Below are 16,890 nucleotides of genomic sequence, written 5' to 3' on the forward strand. Positions count from 1 at the left end.
GACCTCAAAACCGGCAAATCGCCGGTTTTGGATCTCCTGCATTGCAGGCAAAGGCTCGCTGCGTTCAAGCGCAAATACGGGAATATCCCGCATTTGAAAACCCGGCTTCAAAAGTACGCAAAACGTCCTTTTGACTGCGGACGAAATTCGTCGTCAGTCGGTGTTTTGTGCGTCCGAATTTCGGACGCACAAAATCCCCCAGATTCGGGGTATTACGAGAGTCTCGTAAAACTCTCACTCCAGCCACCGGCTGAAGCCGCCACTACAAAATATTCGTAGTGAACATGCCCTGATTTTTCAGGAGATGATCGCGCGACCGTGGCCGCAATTTTGTGGAGACGGCGACCCCGCTGAGTTACGGCCTCGGGCATTAACGTTGGAGCAACGTTGGCTAACGGTGGACTAACGTTGATCGCGTTACCGGGAAGGGGCGCATTTCAAGTGCGCCCCTTGGCGCGACCAGCGATGGCTCCGAACTGAGCCATGGGCTAACGCGGCGCTATCTCACAACCGCCAATGGGGGAAGTGAGGAAAATCCCACCTTGCCTGACCAATCGCCAGGGGATCGAACTTACCGGGAGCGACGCAGACCACCCGGTTGCCCTGCTGGAACTGACGACAGACATTTGAGCTGGCCGGCATAAAAAAGCCCCGCCTGAGCGATTCAGGACGGGGCTTTCCTTTAGGCTTACTGCACCCACCATGCACCCATGAGAGGTGGCTTGTGGCTAATGACTTTTGGTAAGTGCTTGATTTGTATGGCGCATCCGGCGGGATTCGAACCCACGACCCCTGCCTTCGGAGGGCAGTACTCTATCCAGCTGAGCTACGGATGCAGCGCCGCGGCTCGCGCGGCAGGCCGCAATCATACGCATCTCGTCGGCGGGAGTCCATTCCATGTGCGTACGTTCGTGATTTCGAACGAAAACGACCGTCCGTCGAGGATGTGCTCAGAAAAGCAGCAGAATTTTCCGACTTTCGTTGATTTTATCGAACGGGGTATTGCCCTTTGTCAGTGGTGGCCCTAGGATTCGTTTGAGATTTCAAACGCCCCCAAAGCCACAACAACAGGAGACCGGGGAATTGGCATCAGTTCAGCCGGCCGCGTGCCCCTGGAATGACCTCTTTCTGACCTGCCCGTCGCTCGTCCGGCCTTTCGCGCTGCCGGGCCGCCGTGGTGCCGGCGTGGCGTTTCGTCCGCAATCCCTTTCCCGCACGAGTCTTTCGTATCCTCCCCGACGCCTGTCGGCGGTCGCGTTCGTCCGCGTCCGCCCGTTGCGCACGGTGGCCGGCCGGTAACGGCGACGCCGCTGGCACAGGGCGCAGGAAATGGAACACCGGGGCGCTGGCCCTTTCGAATAACCAGCAGGCAACACTTTCCGGTTACAACCGAACCAGACAACCAGGCACGCGGGGTAGTCGAGGTAGACCCGCTGCTCACGGCATTCCTCGAAGGAGACAGGTCATGCAACTCAAAGATGCCAAGCTGTTCCGTCAACAAGCCTACGTCGATGGCGCCTGGGTGGATGCCGACAACGGCCAGACCATCAAGGTGAACAACCCGGCCACCGGCGAGATCATCGGCAGCGTGCCGAAGATGGGCGCCGCCGAGACCCGCCGCGCCATCGAGGCTGCCGACAAGGCCCTGCCGGCCTGGCGCGCGCTGACCGCCAAGGAGCGCGCCAACAAGCTGCGCCGCTGGTTCGACCTGATGATCGAGAACCAGGACGACCTGGCCCGCCTGATGACCATCGAGCAGGGCAAGCCGCTGGCCGAGGCCAAGGGCGAGATCGCCTACGCCGCCTCCTTCCTCGAATGGTTCGGCGAAGAAGCCAAGCGCATCTATGGCGACACCATTCCCGGCCACCAGCCGGACAAGCGCATCATCGTGATCAAGCAGCCGATCGGCGTGACCGCGGCCATCACGCCGTGGAACTTCCCCTCGGCGATGATCACCCGCAAGGCGGGCCCGGCCCTGGCCGCCGGCTGCACCATGGTGCTCAAGCCTGCTTCGCAGACCCCGTATTCCGCGCTGGCCCTGGCCGAACTGGCAGAGCGCGCCGGCATTCCGAAGGGCGTGTTCAGCGTGGTCACCGGTAGCGCCGGCGAAGTCGGCGGCGAGCTGACCAGCAACCCGATCGTGCGCAAGCTGACCTTCACCGGTTCCACCGAAATCGGCCGCCAACTGATGGCCGAGTGCGCCCAGGACATCAAGAAGGTGTCCCTGGAGCTGGGCGGCAACGCGCCGTTCATCGTGTTCGACGACGCCGATCTGGACGCCGCCGTCGAGGGCGCGCTGATTTCCAAGTACCGCAATAACGGCCAGACCTGCGTCTGCGCCAACCGCCTGTACGTGCAGGACGGCGTGTACGACGCCTTCGTCGACAAGCTGAAGGCCGCCGTGGCCAAGCTGAACATCGGCAACGGCCTGGAAGCCGGCGTGACCACCGGTCCGCTGATCGACGCCAAGGCCGTGGCCAAGGTCGAGGAACACATCGCCGACGCGGTCTCCAAGGGCGCCAAGGTGGTTTCCGGCGGCAAGCCGCACGCCCTCGGCGGCACCTTCTTCGAGCCGACCATCCTGGTCGACGTGCCGAAGAACGCCCTGGTGTCCAAGGACGAGACCTTCGGCCCGCTGGCGCCGGTGTTCCGCTTCAAGGACGAGGCCGAGGTCATCGCCATGTCCAACGATACCGAGTTCGGCCTGGCGTCCTACTTCTACGCCCGCGACTTGGCCCGCGTGTTCCGCGTCGCCGAGCAACTGGAGTACGGCATGGTCGGCATCAACACCGGCCTGATCTCCAACGAAGTGGCGCCGTTCGGCGGCATCAAGGCCTCGGGCCTGGGCCGCGAAGGCTCCAAGTACGGGATCGAGGACTACCTCGAGATCAAGTACCTCTGCCTGGGCGGTATCTGAGTCCGGCGAGAAACGCATCCGGAGGGGCCGGACGGCAGGCAAGAGCTGCGCCGTCCGGTGTCGACGTTGCCGGTGGTGGCACCGGACGAACCGGGAGTCGCGGTCGCCGATCGCGAAGCGGCTCCGAGCCCTGGCGGGCCTGCAAGTCCCGAGGCAGTCGATCATCGCATGCTGCCTTGGGGAGCTTCCTTCCCGCCTTCATCCTTTGACCCGGCCGACCCGATGAGCGGCCACTGAGGAAGCCATGAGCAAGACCAACGAATCCCTGCTGAAGCGTCGCCAGGCCGCGGTACCCCGCGGCGTGGGCCAGATCCACCCGGTCGTCGCCGAGCGCGCCGAGAACTCCACCGTCTGGGACGTGGAAGGCCGCGAGTACATCGACTTCGCCGGCGGCATCGCCGTGCTGAACACCGGCCACCTGCATCCGAAGGTGATCGCCGCGGTCCAGGAGCAACTGGGCAAGCTGTCCCACACCTGCTTCCAGGTGCTGGCCTACGAGCCCTACATCGAGCTGGCCGAGGAAATCGCCAAGCGCGTGCCGGGCGACTTCCCGAAGAAGACCCTGCTGGTCACCTCCGGCTCCGAAGCCGTGGAGAACGCCGTCAAGATCGCCCGCGCCGCCACCGGCCGCGCTGGCGTGATCGCCTTCACCGGCGCGTACCACGGCCGCACCATGATGACCCTGGGCCTGACCGGCAAGGTGGTCCCGTACTCCGCCGGCATGGGCCTGATGCCGGGCGGCATCTTCCGCGCCCTGGCGCCCTGCGAGCTGCACGGCGTGAGCGAGGACGACTCCATCGCCAGCATCGAGCGCATCTTCAAGAACGATGCCCAGCCCCAGGACATCGCCGCGATCATCATCGAGCCGGTGCAGGGCGAGGGTGGCTTCTACGTCAACTCCAAGTCCTTCATGCAGCGCCTGCGTGCCCTGTGCGACCAGCACGGCATCCTGCTGATCGCCGACGAAGTGCAGACCGGCGCCGGCCGTACCGGCACCTTCTTCGCTACCGAGCAACTGGGCATCGTTCCTGACCTGACCACCTTCGCCAAGTCGGTCGGCGGCGGCTTCCCGATCTCCGGCGTGGCCGGCAAGGCCGAGATCATGGACGCCATCGCGCCCGGCGGCCTGGGCGGCACCTATGCCGGCAGCCCGATCGCCTGCGCCGCGGCACTGGCCGTGCTGAAGGTGTTCGAGGAAGAGAAGCTGCTGGAACGTTCGCAAGCCCTCGGCGAGCGCCTCAAGGCCGGCCTGCGCGAGATCCAGGCCAAGCACAAGGTGATCGGCGACGTTCGTGGCCTGGGTTCGATGGTGGCCATCGAGCTGTTCGAGGGCGGCGATACCCACAAGCCGGCCGCCGAGCTGGTCAGCAAGATCGTCGTCCGTGCGCGCGAGAAGGGCCTGATCCTGCTCTCCTGCGGCACCTACTACAACGTCATCCGCTTCCTCATGCCCGTCACCATCCCCGACGCGCAACTGGAGAAGGGCCTGGCCATCCTGGCCGAGTGCTTCGACGAACTCGCTTAAGCTTCACCGGCAAAGCGATACCCCCGAGGCCCGCGCGTCCGCGCGGGCCTTTCTTTCAGAGGCTTCACGGAAACGGAAGCCTCTTTTTTCTGCCAGGGTTTTCCGCGAAACGCCCGACGAACGGTTTTCCCCTGTTACCCTTGGGCGCCTGGCGCATACGAATCCTCCCGCATTTCTCCGGTCGTTCCGTTCGTGGCGATTAGGACAGGTCCTAGAGGCGCACCGTGTTCGTCCGTCATACCCTTGTGTGCCCGCGGGCCGTGTCGTGCCCGCCTGTCATGCCTGGTGCGTCCCGCTCGGTTCGCCAGGTTCGAAGAGGAACGCCATGAGTGCCGCGAAAAAGGCCCCCGTCATCCTGATTGCCGACCCGGACCCCTGGAGTCGCGACTTGCTTGGCCAACTGGTCCTCGGCGTGCGTTGCGATGCCCGGCTGGTCCTCTGCGGCGATGGCGGGGAAGCGCTGGCGCATTGCCGGCGCCGGCGCTTCGCGTTGATCCTGGCCGAGCTGAACCTGCCGCAGGTGGATGGCTTCGAGCTGCTGCGCGAAGCGCGCCTGCGCCGCTCGGTCGCCGAGCAGCCGTTCATCCTGATCAGCGACCGCGCCGACCAGGCCAGCGTGCGCGCCGCCGTGGCACTGGCGCCGACCGCCTACCTGGTGAAGCCGTTCCAGGCCGAGAACCTGATGCAACGCCTGCGAGGGTTGTTGCTGAAGGGCGACGAAGTGGTCGCCTGTCCGCTGCCGGAGCGGGACGCGGGCGAGAACCTGGAGGCTTTCCTCGAACGCGCGCGCGACTCCGCGGAGGGGGCGCCGTTGCTGGCCGACGTGCGTGCCGCCAGCGATCGTTGCCTGAGCGCCGAGGAGCATCCGCTGCGCGTGCTGGAGGATGAGTTCGGTCGCGACCCGCAGATCACCGCTGGCCTGATCGCCGCCGCCAACAGCGCCGCCCGGCACGTCGGTCCGGCCTGCCAGACCCTGGGCCAGGCCCTGCGGCGGCTGGGACTCGGGCACAGCCTGAACCTGGTGCTCGGTTTCAGTCTGCAGCGGGCCATCCAGCTCGGCGAGCCGCTGCTGGCCGAGCGCGCCATGCACTTCTGGGATCTTTCGCAACGTTGCGCGGACATCGCCTGGGAACTGGCCGACGCCCTCGGCGCGGACGTCGAGCGCTGCTATACCGCAGGGCTGCTGCATCGCCTGGGCGACCTGGCGCTGCTGCGGACATTGCAGGATTGGTGCGATGGCGGCGGCGCGCTGGACGAGGCGCGGCTCGACGAGCTGCTGGGGCGTTTCGGCGCCAGCTTCGGCTCGGCCCTGCGGGCGCGTTGGCGGCTGCCGCTGGAGCTGCGCCGGCTGATCGCTGCGGCGTACCAGTTCGGTGGCGTGCTTTCCCGCGAAGAGCTGATCCTCAGCCTGGCGACCCAGGCCGCCAGCCTGCCCGAGGACGACGCGGAGCAACTGGCCGAGAGCAAGGCTGCCCGCATGCTCGGCCTGGACGGCGAACGACTGGCGAAACTGCTGCAGCCCTGAGCCGCCCTCGCCGGGCCTTTGCAAGGGGCGGCGCCTCCCGTAGGGCGGATAACGCGGCGCGTCATGCGCCGCTGGGCATGGGGCGCGGTTGCAATCGAGCCTCTGGCCGGGGAGATCGGCACCTACCTGCGCGCCGCCGAGTTGCCGGCCGTGGATGGGCGGAAGCGCGCCTAGCGCCGCAGCTCGGCGCGCAACAGGTCCAACGCCGGGTCGATGTCGTCCCGTTCGATGCAGCCGAAGCCGAAGAGGAAGCCGGCCTGTGCCGGGGTTTCCGCGTAGAAGGGCGGCAGGGTGCCGACCTCCAGACCTTGCTGGCGCAAATGACGGGCGATGCGCAGCACATCCAGCGGTTCGCGACAGCGCGCCGCGAAGTGGATCCCGGCCACCGCCGGCAGCGCTTCGAGCCAGGGGCTCAGGTCGCCGTGCAGGCGTTCCAGCAGGCGTCCGCGCCGCTGGGCGTATTCGCGTTGCAGGCGGCGCGTATGGCGGGCGAAGTCGCCGCGCTGGATGAACAGCGCGAGGGCGCGTTGCTGCAAGGTCTCGCTGTGCCGGTCGACCAGCTTGCGCGCCGCCAGCACCGCTTCGCGCAGGCTCGCCGGCGGCAGCAGGTAGCCGAGGCGCAGCTCGGGGAAGAGGGTCTTGGAAAAGGTCCCGAGGTAGGCCACCTGGCCGTTCCGGTCGAGGCTGCGCAGCGACTCCAGCGAACGCCCGTCGAAGCGGTACTCGCTGTCGTAGTCGTCCTCGATGATCAGCGCCCGGTGGCGCTGCGCCCAGTCCAGCAACTGCAGGCGCCGCTCCAGGCTCATCGGCATGCCCAGCGGGAACTGGTGCGACGGGGTGACGTAGACCAGCTTGGCGTTGTCCGGCAGCAGGTCGACGCGCAGCCCCTCGGCGTCCACCGGCACTCCGCGCACCTCGGCGCCGGTGGCCAGCAGGCTGGCGCGGGCCGGCGGATAACCGGGTTCCTCGACCACCGCCAGGTCGCCGGGGTCGAGCATCACCCGGGCCAGCAGGTCGAGTCCCTGCTGGGCGCCCTGGGTGACCATCAGGGCGTTCCAGTCGCACTGCACGGCGCGGTTGATCGCCAGGTAGCGGGAGATCGCCAGGCGCAGTTCGGGGTCGCCTTCGGTTTCCTTGTAGAACGCCGGCGAGCGCTGTTGCAGGCGTAGCGCCTGGAGCACGCAGGTACGCCAGGTATCGAAGGGAAAGCGGCGCTTGTCGGTCGTGCCGCCGGCGAAGCTGTAGCGGAGCGGTGCTCGCTGGTCCATCAGACCGGACTGCGGTTCGATGCGTGCCCAGCGCGCGGCCGGCCGCAGCGGACCGTCGGCGCGCTGCGGCGGCGCTTCCCCGGCGGGCCCGCGGGCGACGAAGGTGCCGCTGCCGACCCGGCCTTCGAGGAAGCCCTCGCTGGTGAGGCGCTCGTAGGCTTCGCTGACGGTCTTGCGCGACACTTCCAGGCGTTCGGCGAGGTAGCGCGTGGCTGGCAGGCGATCGCCGGTGGCCAGGCGACCATGGAGGATCGCGTCGCGCAGCTGGCGATAGAGCTGGCCGACCAGGTCGTGGCGGCCGTCGAGGATCAGTTGCAGTTCCATGGCGAAATTGGCTACCTGGTATTTCTGGTAATTGGCTCTTCGTGGAAGCCAAAGGCAGGCTTAGTGTTACCCCATGCCGCGCCGCTTTCCACTCTCGCGGCTGCCAATCAGCCAAGGAGATTCGCCATGACCACCCGCCTCGAATGGGCCAAAGCCTCCCCCGACGCTTATAACGCCATGCTCGGCCTGGAAAAGGCCCTGGCCAAGGCCGGCCTGGAGCGCCCGTTGATCGAACTGGTCTACCTGCGCACTTCGCAGATCAACGGTTGCGCCTACTGCGTGAACATGCATGCCAACGACGCGCGCAAGGCCGGCGAGACCGAGCAGCGTCTGCAAGCGCTCTGCGTCTGGCAGGAAACCCCCTACTTCACCCCGCGCGAGCGCGTTGCCCTGGCCTGGACCGAGCAACTCGCCCGCCTCAGCCAGGGGGCGTTGCCGCACGGCCTGCTCGACGAACTGCGCGAGCACTTCGACGACAAGGAGATCGCCGAACTGACCCTGGCGGTCTCGGCCATCAACGCCTGGAACCGCTTCGGCGTCGGCATGGGCATGCAACCGGAGTGAGGTGGGCGGCGATGAAGGCCAATCGATCGATCGCCTGCCTGCTGCTCGCCGCGCTGCCGACGCTGGCCAGCGCCCATGCTGCGGAGAAGGTGGAAACCCTGCGCGACCAGGCCCTGGCCGAGATTCCCGGCCATCGTGGGTTGATGCTGACGGTGTCGTTCAAGCCCGGCCAGGTCTCCGCGCCCCATGTGCATCCCGGCTCGGTGTTCGTCTACGTGCTCGAAGGCACCGTGCAGACGCAACTGGAAGGCGGCCCGGTGGAAACCTACACGGTGGGCCAGAGCTGGTACGAGCCGGCGAACGTGCCGCACCTGCTGGCACGCAATCCCGATCCGATGAAGCCGGCCAAGTTGCTGGTCTGGGAGTTGCTCAAGGAGGGCGACCCGATCCTCAAGCCACTGGAGCGCGGCGCCCACTGAGGCGTCGCTCGTTCGTCCGGAGGAGCGTCCGTCATGAGCGCCAGCCAGGTCATCCGTATTCGCGCGCGCAACGGTCAGTCGGAACGGCTTGGCCTGCGCCTGCAACAACTGGTCGAACCGGGGCTGGAGGCGCCGGGTTGCCTGGAGTACCAGGTGCGCAGGGACGCCCTCGAGCCGGATCTCTGGCTGGTGTGCAGCCAGTGGCGGGAAGCGCAGCAGATGTTCGACTACCTGGCCGGCGGCATCCAGCAGGTATTCGCCGAAGTGCTCTGGCGCTCCCTGGCGGCGAGCCTCGAAGTGCAGGATGACGCAGGCTAGAGCAAACCCAACTCGGCGCAGACGATCAGCACCTGTTCGCGCAGCCAGAGGTTCGCCGGGTCCTGGTCGGCGGCGCGGCTCCATGACAGGTGCAGGGCGAACGGCGGCAGCCCTGACGGTGCGAGGCAGGCGCGATGGCGGCCATCGTCGAGCAGCGCGTGGATACGTCGCGGCAGCATCAGCACGAAGTCGCTGCCCGACAGCAGTTGCAGGGCGGCGACGTAGCTGTTGGCGCGCGCGGCGACTTCGCGGCTGCGGCCCTGGCGTCGCAGCCACGTGTCCACCAGGTTGGCGTTGCTGGCGTCGAGCGGGGTCGGGAAGACGAAGCGGCGCCGGCAGAACTCGTCCAGTTCCAGGCGCTCGTGGCGCGGCTGGGCACGATCCTGCACGCAGAGCAGTTCGTCGCTGAACAGGGCGAGCGCCTGTAGCTCCGGTGCCGGTCGGTGGTACTCGGGACCGAAGTCGAAGACCAGGTCGACCTGGCCGTCGAGCAATGCTTCGGTGGGCAGTTCGGGACCCAGGCGGCGGATGTCCAGGCCGATCCTCGGGCCGTTGGCGGCGAGCCGTCGCAGGAGTGCCGGAAGGATCAGCAGCTCGACGTATTCCGGCGCGCAGAGGGTAAAGGTCCGCGGCTCGCCACGCGGGTCGAAGCTGCCCTGGGCGGCGTGACAGGCGTTGATGCGGGCAAGCATTTCCTCCACATGGGGCAGCATGGCGCGACTCTTGTGGGTCGGCTGCATGCCGCCGCGGGTGGCGATGAACAGCTCGTCGTCGAAGGCCTGGCGCAGCTTCTTCAGGCAGTAGCTGACCGTCGACGGACTGAGATTCAGCTGTTCGGCGACCTCGACGAGGTTCTGTCGTTGGTGGACCTGGAGGAAGACCAGCAGGTCCTGCATGTCGACCTTGCGCAGGCCGTTGGCGATCAGCATCGGGGCGTCCTGACGGCGTCGGGAGCGCCATCAGAACCCGTCCCTTTCCTCAGCGCAAGCTTTCGGCGCCGACGCCTCGCGCCTGCCGCTCGGCGAACAGTGCCGCATAGCGCCGTGGGTCGAAGCGCAGACCCAGTCCCAGCAGCAGCGCCGCCACCGCGGCCAGCCCGAGCCAGGCGCCGGTGAAGCTGCCGAGGCTGTCGCGCAGCAGCCCGGCGATCCACGGCGAGACCCCGGCGATCAGGTAGCCGGCGCCTTGTACCAGGGCAGCCAGTTGACCGGCGCGTTGCGGCGCGTCGAAGTGGTCGAGGCAGACGATCAAGCCCATGGGGAACAGCCCGCCGATGCCCAGTCCGAGGCACAGCGCCCAGAGCAGCGGCAGGCTGGCCGGCGCCCAGGCGAGGCCGAGGAAGCCGGCCAGCATCAGCGCCGTTAGCCCGACCAGCACCGGGCGGCGATCCCGCGAGCGGCTGGCCAGGGCCGGCGCGAGCAACCCGGAGAGCACCTCCATGGCCGTCAGGAAACCGAGCAGCAACCCGGATTCCTGGGCGCTCCAGCCCTGCTCCAGGTAATAGGGCGCGAGCCAGGCCAGCACGCAGGTGTAGCAGGCCGTGCCGAGGCCGAAGAACAGGACCAGCAGCCAGGTCCGCGGATAGCGCAGGAGGCTCCTGCCGGGCTGCGCGGCGGGCAGGCGCAGGCGGGTGCCGGGTTGCAGCCACCAGGCCAGCAGCGCGAGCGCGGCGAGCGCCGCCCAGGCACCGAGGCCGAGCCGCCAGCCGGCGTGCTCCGCCAGGGTCGGCGCAGCACTGGCGGATAGTGCCGCGCCAGCCATGATGGCGGTGACGTAGAGCCCCATGCAGAGCGGCGTGCGCGCGCCGAAACGGGCCTTGATCAGGGCCGGCATCAGCGCCTGGATCAGGGCGATGCCGAGGCCGGCGAGCATGGCACTGCCGAGCAGGTCGGGCAGGCCTCGGCTGCCCAGGCGCAGGGCGCTGGCGGCGCCGATCAGCAGCAGGGCGAGGGCCACCGAACGCCACTCGCCGACGCGGCGGGCGATGCCCAGGCCGAAGAACATGCCGAGGCCGAGGGTCAGCACCGGCAGGGCGGTCAGCAGCGAGACGTCGCCGAAGCTGAGCGCGATCTCGCCGCGCATGGCGTTCAGCAGTGGGCCGACGGCGGCCATGGAGGGCCGCAGGTTGAGGCCGACCAGGACGATGGCGGCCATCAGCCAGAGGGTGCGGCAGGGTGGGTTGGCAGTGGGCATGGCGATCTCCTTTCGGGAGCACCATTGCGCCTGCGCCAGGGCGTGGCGGCAAATCAAAATCCGCAGGGCGGATTCGAAAAAATGCGCTGGCCAGGGAGTCGGGGCGGACGCTGGCGCAGCGTGGCGAGTGGCGAGGTTATCCGCCCCGTGCGGCGCGTGGCCTCACTCCGCGCTCAAGCGCATCAGGCTTTCGCTCAGGGCCCGCGCGTGGCGGTCGACGATGATCGGCGCCCAGGGCCTGCCGGAAGCGCTGACCAGCGCGCTGCTCTTGCTGTTCAGGTCGCGCAGGGCCTGGCTCAGGTACTCCCAGCGGTTTTCCAGTTTCTTCAGTCCCGCCGGGTTGGCGCTTTGCTCCACCAGCAGGGCGATGCGCCGGTCGATCAGCGGAACCAGCACGCTCTCGTCCTGGCCGAGATAGTCCCGGGGCTGTTCGCGGGCAATCTCCAGCCCGCCCAGGTAGGCGCGCGCCAGGTATTGCAGGGACAGGTACTCGACCCGCACCGGCAACTGCCAGAGCGGCAGGGGCTGGCCTGGCGGGGGCGGCGGCACCTGGCGTTCCACCAGGTTGAGGAAGTCACGCAGGGCGCGGCTCAGTTGCTGCGGGTAGCGCCAGGGCAGGTCCTCCTCGCGGGGGCCGTAGGCCGCGCCTTCACGGATGCGCGCCACCAGCGCCCTTTCGCCTTGCCGCAGGAGCACCCCCTCGGGGGCGGCGGCGAGCGCGCGGTCGAGGCTGGCGAGATCCTTCTCCAGTTGCGCCGCGTGCTGTTCCTGGAAGCCCTCGCCGCGCAGCAGCAACAGGCTGCCCACCGCGCGACAGGCCTGGACCTGCAGTTGTTGCAGGGCGCGTTGCTGGTCGTCGAGGGCGGCACGCGCCGGCAGCGCCAGCAACAGGCAGCAAAGACAGAGGACAGCGGGAAGCGCGGGACGGAGCATGGGGAGATCCTGTTGTTGTCGTTATGGATATCCGCACCGAGGGCAGGTGCCCTGCACACGGTAGCCGGCCATGGCGCGCCTGCAAGCGTTCGAAAGTGTGATTCGCGCTCAGCCGTGGGTGGCCGCGCGCAGGCCGGCGAGGTCGAGGATCTCGATGCCGCCGTAGCTGAGCTGGAGGATGCCCTGGGCTTCGAGGTCCTTGAGGATCTGGTTGGTGGTCTGCCGCGACAGCGACAGCATCAATGCCAGCTGTTCCTGCGGCAGGTGCAGGACCTGCCGGCTGCGGCTGTTGTCGTAGCCCTCGGCGAGCATCAGCAGGCGCCGCGCCAGGCGTTGCGCGGCCGGCAGCAGGGCCATCTCTTCCAGGGCGATGAATGCCAGGCGCAGCTTGTGGCTCATCAGCAGGGCCATGTCGCGCCAGTAATGCGGCTCGCGGCGAAGCAGTTCGAGCAGCGCCGCCTGCGGTACCTGGAGTAGCTGGGTGTGGCCTTCGGCGTAGGCGTCGTGGGTGCGCGCCTGGCCGTCGAACAGGGCGATCTCGCCGAACCAGTGCGGTGCTTCCACCAGGATCAGCAGCGCCTCCTTGCCGTTCTCGCTGACCGCGCTGATACGGATCGCGCCCTCGACCACGCAGTACAGTCCGCAGGGCGCGTCGCCGCGGGCGAACAGGCGCTGGCCCGGCGGCAACTGGCGCGGTTGGGCGAGTGCCAGCAGGTGCGTCTGCAAGGCCTCCGGCAAACCCTGGAACCAGCGGCCGGCCTGGAGTTGCGAACGGTAGTCGGTACGCTCGTTCATGTTTGTCGTCTAGCTGACAGAGTGGAAAACCGGGGCGGCGCGATGATGCGAGAACCCTGGCGTGAGACCACAACAATGAAAACCCTAGTCGATCACCTTGCGCAATACGCCGCCTACCACCGCGACCGGCGCAACATCTTCAGCCATTTCATCGGCATTCCGATGATCGTCCTCTCCATCGCCGTGTTGCTGGCGCGGCCGGCGCTGGGGTTCGGCCTGTCTCCGGCGCTGCTGCTGGCGCTCGCCGCGGCGCTGTTCTACCTGCGCCTGGACCTGCGCTTCGGCGCGGCCATGACGGCGCTGCTGGCGCTGACGGTGTGGGGCGCTGCGCAATTGGCGGCGGGGACTACCGCGGCCTGGCTGGGCTGGGGCGTCGGCCTGTTCGTGGTCGGCTGGATCATCCAGTTCGTCGGTCATTACTACGAAGGACGCAAGCCGGCCTTCGTCGACGATCTCAGCGGGTTGATCGTCGGTCCGCTCTTCGTGCTGGCGGAACTGGCCTTTCTGCTGGGGCTGCGCGGCGACGTGCAGCGCGAGGTCGAGGAGCGCGCCGGCCCGACCTGCATTCGCGAGCACAAGCGGGCGGCGTGAGAAGGTCTCCCGCGAGCGCGGGAGACCGGGGCGGGAGCGTTACTTGCGATCCGCAGCGATGCGCTGGCGGATGTGATCGGCGCGGGCCTGGGAGCCCGGGTGCGAATCGAACATGCTGCTGTCGCCGCCGCCCAGCTTGGCCAGCTTCTCGAAGGCGGTGACCAGGCCCTGGGTGTTCACTCCGCGCTTCTTCAGTAGCTCGTAGGAGAAATCGTCGGCGTCGGATTCCTGGGACTGGGAGAACTGCGCGTTGACCAGCGATTCGGTGAGTTCGCCCAGCTGGGAGCCGGACAGGGCGGCCAGCGCGCCGCTCTTCGAGGCGCCGGCGGCGCCGCGCACAGCGGCGGCCGCGTAGGCGGTCTGGGCGGCCTTGCGGGTGTGGCCGAGGGCGACGTGGCCCATCTCGTGGCCGAGTACGCCTTCGATCTCGTTGTCGCTCATCAGCTCCATCAGCCCGCTGTAGACGCGGATGCAGCCGTTGGCCATGGCCCAGGCGTTGACCTCCTCGGTGAGGTAGACCTTGTAGTTCACCGGCACGCCGTCGATCTGGTCGCCCAGGGCCTTGGCGATCTTGTCCAGGCGCTGGCCGTACTTGCTGTTGGCCGGGGCGATGCGGTTCTGCTGGTCGGACTCGGCACAGGCCTGGTCGGCGACCTGGCGGACCTCGGCGTCGCTCAGGGTGGCGGCCTTCACCGCCATCATGCCGTGCTGCATGAGGTCCCCCTGGGGCAGGTTCTGGCAGCCGGCCAGGGTGGCGCAGGCGAGGGCCAGGGCGGAAAGGGAAAGACGGGTCTTCATCGTGTGCTCCTTGCGATAGGTGGCGTTCCGTGCCGGACGGGCGTGTTCCGCCCGGTGCCGCGCGCCCGGTGGGGGTCGCGCGGCGGCGGATGATAGCGGCTTGTGCCGTTCGTCGGAAGTCCCGCGAAGGCCGCAGGCCCGCCCTGGCGGGTGCGCAATGCGTCCCTGGCGTCAGTGGAAACCGCGCCAGGCGAGGTCGGCGCCGAGCAGCAGGAGACCGACGAAGAAGCAGCGCCTGAACAGCGTCGCGCTGATCCGCTGGCGCAGCCACTGGCCGAGGAGCATCCCGCCCAGCGCCGGGACCAGGGTCAGCAGCGAGGCACCGAGCATCTGCGGTTCGAGCAGGTCGCCATGCACGCCGAGAGTGACCGCCAGGGCCAGGGTCGAGGCGCTGAACGACAGGCCGAGGGCCTGGACCAGTTCGTCGCGCTGCAATCCTAGGGCTCCCAGGTAGGGCACCGCGGGAATCACGAAAACCCCGGTGACCGCGGTCAGCGCGCCGGTCGCCAGCCCGACCAGCGGGCCGGCCCAGGGCTCGTGGCGTGCCGGCAGGTGCAGCGGGATCGCGGCCAGGCCGAGCAGCGCGTAGGCCGCCAGGGCCAGGCCGAGCACGCCGGTGGCCTGCCTTGGTGCGTCGCCGCCGAGCCATGCGCCGACCAGCAGGGTGCCCACGACCACCCCGAGCAGCAGGCCGGCCAGGCGCTTCATCAAGCCGAGGAAGCGCGGGCCGCAGGCGAGCTGCCAGAGGTTGGTCACCATCGACGGTACGATCAGCAGCGCCGCCGCCTGCATCGGCGGCATGGCCAGGCCGAGCAGGCCCACCGAGACCGTCGGCAGGCCCAGGCCGACCACGCCCTTGACGAAGCCGGCGAGAAGGAAGGTGAGGGCGATCAGCGGGATCAGGGCGTGGAGGTCGACGGACATGCGGGTTCTTCCTTGTCTCGGGCTGGCGCGAACGGGCGATGGCGGCCAGTATCTCTCGTCGTCGACAGGCAATGTTTCATCCGGAGGTGAAGCATGCAATTCAATCCCGGCTTCAGTTCGCTGGCGGCGCTGCTCGCCGATCCCGGCCGCGCGCAGATGATCTGGGCACTGATGGATGGCAGCGCCCGCCCGGCCAGCGAGCTGGCGCTGCTGGCAGGCGTTTCGCCGTCCTCCGCCAGCGGCCACCTGGGACGGCTGGTCGAGGGCGGCGTGCTGAGCCTGGAGGCGCGCGGGCGCAATCGCTTCTATCGCCTGGCCGGGCCGGAAGTGGGGCAGGCGGTGGAAGCGCTGGCCAGCGCCTCCCTGGCCCTGCAGCCGCAGCGGCGCAGCCTGCCGCCGAGCCACGGCACGCCGTCGGCGTTGCGCGAGGCGCGGACCTGCTACGACCACCTGGCCGGCGAACTCGCGGTCGGTGTGTTCGCACGGATGCTGGATGCCGGCTGGATCGAGCAGGAGGGCAGGACGCTGCGCCTGAGCGCGACCGGCGAGGCCGGGCTGGCCGGGTTGGGGATCGACCTGGCGGAGGTCCGCCGCCGCCGTCGGCAGTTCGCCTGCGCCTGCCCCGACTGGAGCGAACGCAAGCCGCACCTCGGCGGCGCGCTGGGGACGGCGTTGCTGGAGGCCTGTCTGCGCCAGGGCTGGTTGCGGCCGCAGGACGGCTCGCGGGCGTTGCAGGTGTCGTCGAAGGGCCGCGCGGGACTGCGCGGCCTGGCGGAGCGCACGGCGGGCTGAACCCGCCGGGGATCAGAGATTGGCCACCGGCTGGAAGGCCTTCGGCTTGAAGTAGAGGGTCTCGCCGCGGGCCAGGCCGGCCAAGCTGTCGTGGTCCTTCACCACTTCGGCTTCGATCAGTTCGTCCTGGCCATCGACCTTCAGCGTTACCCGGGTGATCGCCCCCAGCGGACGGATGTCGCGGACCTCGGCGGCGCGGTGCTCGGCCACCGCGGAACGCGACAGCGACACCTCGTGGGGGCGGAACAGCAGGTGCTGGTCGTTGCCCAGTTGCAGGCGGTTGGAGTCGCCGAGGAAGTGGTAGACGAAATCGCTGGCCGGGTTCTCGTAGACCTCGCCGGGCGAGCCGATCTGCTCGATCACGCCCTTGTTCATCACCACGATGCGGTCGGCCACTTCCATCGCCTCTTCCTGGTCGTGGGTGACGAACACCGAGGTCAGGTTGATCTCCTCGTGCAGGCGCGCCAGCCAGCGGCGCAGCTCCTTGCGCACCTTGGCGTCGAGGGCGCCGAAGGGTTCGTCGAGGAGCAGGATCTTCGGCTCCACCGCCAGCGCGCGGGCCAGGGCGATACGCTGCCGCTGGCCACCGGAGAGCTGCTCTGGATAGCGGTCGGCGAGCCAGTCGAGCTGCACCATGTTGAGCAGCTCGTGGACCTTGGCCTTGATCGCGGACTCGCCCGGCCGCTCGCCCTTGGGCTTCATGCGCAGGCCGAAGGCGACGTTGTCGAACACCGTCATGTGGCGGAACAGCGCGTAGTGCTGGAAGACGAAGCCGACGTTGCGGTCGCGCACGTCGTGCTGCGAGACGTCCTCGCCATGGAACACGATGTTGCCGGCGTCCGGGGTTTCCAGCCCGGCGATGATCCGCAGCAGGGTGGTCTTGCCGCACCCGGAGGGGCCGAGCAGGGCCACCAGCTCGCCGCTCTGGATATCCAGGTTGATGTCGTCCAGGGCCTTGAAGGCGTTGAAGTTCTTGCTGACGTTACGGATTTCGATGCTCATGG

The 16,890-nt window shown here is 68.2% G+C and carries 16 protein-coding genes and 1 tRNA gene; 8 read left to right on the forward strand and 9 right to left on the reverse strand.

Going from position 1 to position 16,890, the window contains the following annotated elements; all coding sequences use genetic code 11:
* Positions 1-759: 759 nt before the first annotated feature.
* Positions 760-836: transfer RNA gene (locus tag VQ067_RS01540), tRNA-Arg, on the reverse strand.
* 629 nt (positions 837-1,465) lie between these two features.
* On the opposite strand from VQ067_RS01540, the gene gabD reads away from it, so the two are divergent.
* The 3 genes from gabD (at position 1,466) to VQ067_RS01555 (ending at position 5,967) form a co-directional block, all read left to right on the forward strand.
* Positions 1,466-2,917, forward strand: a complete 1,452-nt coding sequence (gabD, locus tag VQ067_RS01545; RefSeq protein WP_003106269.1) for an NADP-dependent succinate-semialdehyde dehydrogenase — start codon at positions 1,466-1,468, stop codon at positions 2,915-2,917.
* A 244-nt stretch (positions 2,918-3,161) separates the two neighbouring features.
* Entirely contained in the window at positions 3,162-4,442 is a 1,281-nt protein-coding gene (gabT, locus tag VQ067_RS01550) for a 4-aminobutyrate--2-oxoglutarate transaminase (RefSeq protein ID WP_003084201.1), read from the forward strand.
* Positions 4,443-4,767: 325 nt separating this feature from the next.
* The gene (locus VQ067_RS01555) at positions 4,768-5,967 is read left to right on the forward strand and encodes an HDOD domain-containing protein (RefSeq protein WP_003084206.1); all 1,200 of its coding nucleotides are present in this window, start codon (positions 4,768-4,770) and stop codon (positions 5,965-5,967) included.
* A gap of 170 nt (positions 5,968-6,137) precedes the next feature.
* On the opposite strand, the gene pdxR is transcribed toward VQ067_RS01555, so the two are convergent.
* On the reverse strand, positions 6,138-7,559 hold the full coding sequence (gene pdxR, locus VQ067_RS01560) for a MocR-like pyridoxine biosynthesis transcription factor PdxR (RefSeq protein WP_033991374.1): 1,422 nt from the start codon (positions 7,557-7,559) through the stop codon (positions 6,138-6,140).
* Positions 7,560-7,685: 126 nt separating this feature from the next.
* Between pdxR and VQ067_RS01565 the strand changes: the two genes are divergently transcribed.
* The 3 genes from VQ067_RS01565 to VQ067_RS01575 are packed head-to-tail and all read left to right on the forward strand — an operon-like array spanning position 7,686 to position 8,860.
* A complete protein-coding gene (locus VQ067_RS01565; RefSeq protein WP_033991372.1) occupies positions 7,686-8,123 on the forward strand; it encodes a carboxymuconolactone decarboxylase family protein in 438 nt (145 codons plus the stop codon).
* An 11-nt stretch (positions 8,124-8,134) separates the two neighbouring features.
* A complete protein-coding gene (locus VQ067_RS01570) occupies positions 8,135-8,542 on the forward strand; it encodes a cupin domain-containing protein (RefSeq protein WP_003084212.1) in 408 nt (135 codons plus the stop codon).
* A 33-nt stretch (positions 8,543-8,575) separates the two neighbouring features.
* Positions 8,576-8,860 (forward strand): antibiotic biosynthesis monooxygenase family protein, encoded by a 285-nt coding sequence (locus VQ067_RS01575; protein WP_003106257.1) that lies wholly within the window; start codon positions 8,576-8,578, stop codon positions 8,858-8,860.
* Here VQ067_RS01575 and VQ067_RS01580 read toward each other — a convergent pair.
* The 4 genes from VQ067_RS01580 to VQ067_RS01595 form a co-directional block, all read right to left on the reverse strand.
* Complete coding sequence (locus tag VQ067_RS01580; RefSeq protein ID WP_003137203.1) at positions 8,857-9,789, reverse strand: LysR family transcriptional regulator; 933 nt, start codon at positions 9,787-9,789, stop codon at positions 8,857-8,859. The two genes, VQ067_RS01575 and VQ067_RS01580, sit on opposite strands and share 4 nt — an antisense overlap.
* Positions 9,790-9,838: 49 nt before the next feature.
* Positions 9,839-11,053, reverse strand: coding sequence for a cyanate transporter (locus VQ067_RS01585; RefSeq protein WP_033991370.1), 1,215 nt, complete (start codon positions 11,051-11,053; stop codon positions 9,839-9,841).
* A gap of 162 nt (positions 11,054-11,215) precedes the next feature.
* A complete protein-coding gene (locus VQ067_RS01590; protein WP_033991367.1) occupies positions 11,216-11,986 on the reverse strand; it encodes a hypothetical protein in 771 nt (256 codons plus the stop codon).
* A gap of 108 nt (positions 11,987-12,094) precedes the next feature.
* Entirely contained in the window at positions 12,095-12,781 is a 687-nt protein-coding gene (locus VQ067_RS01595) for a Crp/Fnr family transcriptional regulator (RefSeq protein ID WP_003128506.1), read from the reverse strand.
* Positions 12,782-12,856: 75 nt separating this feature from the next.
* Here VQ067_RS01595 and VQ067_RS01600 point away from each other — a divergent pair, with 75 nt between their 5' ends.
* The gene (locus tag VQ067_RS01600; RefSeq protein WP_003084225.1) at positions 12,857-13,372 is read left to right on the forward strand and encodes an Mpo1 family 2-hydroxy fatty acid dioxygenase; all 516 of its coding nucleotides are present in this window, start codon (positions 12,857-12,859) and stop codon (positions 13,370-13,372) included.
* 39 nt (positions 13,373-13,411) lie between these two features.
* Here VQ067_RS01600 and VQ067_RS01605 read toward each other — a convergent pair whose 3' ends face one another.
* Together VQ067_RS01605 and VQ067_RS01610 are read right to left on the reverse strand one after the other, a co-directional pair.
* Positions 13,412-14,170, reverse strand: coding sequence for a M48 family metallopeptidase (locus VQ067_RS01605; RefSeq protein ID WP_003084230.1), 759 nt, complete (start codon positions 14,168-14,170; stop codon positions 13,412-13,414).
* 171 nt (positions 14,171-14,341) lie between these two features.
* Positions 14,342-15,094, reverse strand: a complete 753-nt coding sequence (locus VQ067_RS01610; protein WP_022580821.1) for a sulfite exporter TauE/SafE family protein — start codon at positions 15,092-15,094, stop codon at positions 14,342-14,344.
* 93 nt (positions 15,095-15,187) lie between these two features.
* Between VQ067_RS01610 and VQ067_RS01615 the strand changes: the two genes are divergently transcribed.
* Positions 15,188-15,886 (forward strand): ArsR/SmtB family transcription factor, encoded by a 699-nt coding sequence (locus VQ067_RS01615; RefSeq protein ID WP_033991364.1) that lies wholly within the window; start codon positions 15,188-15,190, stop codon positions 15,884-15,886.
* 12 nt (positions 15,887-15,898) lie between these two features.
* Here VQ067_RS01615 and VQ067_RS01620 read toward each other — a convergent pair whose 3' ends face one another.
* On the reverse strand, positions 15,899-16,888 hold the full coding sequence (locus tag VQ067_RS01620) for a sulfate/molybdate ABC transporter ATP-binding protein (RefSeq protein WP_003084237.1): 990 nt from the start codon (positions 16,886-16,888) through the stop codon (positions 15,899-15,901).
* Positions 16,889-16,890: the final 2 nt, after the last annotated feature.

The sequence above is a fragment of the Pseudomonas sp. KBN12P06040 genome (assembly GCF_037574965.1).
Lineage (GTDB): Bacteria > Pseudomonadota > Gammaproteobacteria > Pseudomonadales > Pseudomonadaceae > Pseudomonas > Pseudomonas aeruginosa.

What these genes read in the sequence shown, in the direction of transcription:
- VQ067_RS01595 (WP_003128506.1), bottom strand. Translation starts at nt 12,781, where the DNA reads ATGAACGAGCGTACCGACTACCGTTCGCAACTCCAGGCCGGCCGCTGG.
- VQ067_RS01580 (WP_003137203.1), bottom strand. Translation starts at nt 9,789, where the DNA reads ATGCTGATCGCCAACGGCCTGCGCAAGGTCGACATGCAGGACCTGCTG.
- VQ067_RS01555 (WP_003084206.1), top strand. Translation starts at nt 4,768, where the DNA reads ATGAGTGCCGCGAAAAAGGCCCCCGTCATCCTGATTGCCGACCCGGAC.
- gabD (WP_003106269.1), top strand. Translation starts at nt 1,466, where the DNA reads ATGCAACTCAAAGATGCCAAGCTGTTCCGTCAACAAGCCTACGTCGAT.
- VQ067_RS01585 (WP_033991370.1), bottom strand. Translation starts at nt 11,053, where the DNA reads ATGCCCACTGCCAACCCACCCTGCCGCACCCTCTGGCTGATGGCCGCC.
- VQ067_RS01615 (WP_033991364.1), top strand. Translation starts at nt 15,188, where the DNA reads ATGCAATTCAATCCCGGCTTCAGTTCGCTGGCGGCGCTGCTCGCCGAT.
- pdxR (WP_033991374.1), bottom strand. Translation starts at nt 7,559, where the DNA reads ATGGAACTGCAACTGATCCTCGACGGCCGCCACGACCTGGTCGGCCAG.
- gabT (WP_003084201.1), top strand. Translation starts at nt 3,162, where the DNA reads ATGAGCAAGACCAACGAATCCCTGCTGAAGCGTCGCCAGGCCGCGGTA.
- VQ067_RS01575 (WP_003106257.1), top strand. Translation starts at nt 8,576, where the DNA reads ATGAGCGCCAGCCAGGTCATCCGTATTCGCGCGCGCAACGGTCAGTCG.
- VQ067_RS01565 (WP_033991372.1), top strand. Translation starts at nt 7,686, where the DNA reads ATGACCACCCGCCTCGAATGGGCCAAAGCCTCCCCCGACGCTTATAAC.
- VQ067_RS01605 (WP_003084230.1), bottom strand. Translation starts at nt 14,170, where the DNA reads ATGAAGACCCGTCTTTCCCTTTCCGCCCTGGCCCTCGCCTGCGCCACC.
- VQ067_RS01620 (WP_003084237.1), bottom strand. Translation starts at nt 16,888, where the DNA reads ATGAGCATCGAAATCCGTAACGTCAGCAAGAACTTCAACGCCTTCAAG.
- VQ067_RS01590 (WP_033991367.1), bottom strand. Translation starts at nt 11,986, where the DNA reads ATGCTCCGTCCCGCGCTTCCCGCTGTCCTCTGTCTTTGCTGCCTGTTG.
- VQ067_RS01570 (WP_003084212.1), top strand. Translation starts at nt 8,135, where the DNA reads ATGAAGGCCAATCGATCGATCGCCTGCCTGCTGCTCGCCGCGCTGCCG.
- VQ067_RS01600 (WP_003084225.1), top strand. Translation starts at nt 12,857, where the DNA reads ATGAAAACCCTAGTCGATCACCTTGCGCAATACGCCGCCTACCACCGC.
- VQ067_RS01610 (WP_022580821.1), bottom strand. Translation starts at nt 15,094, where the DNA reads ATGTCCGTCGACCTCCACGCCCTGATCCCGCTGATCGCCCTCACCTTC.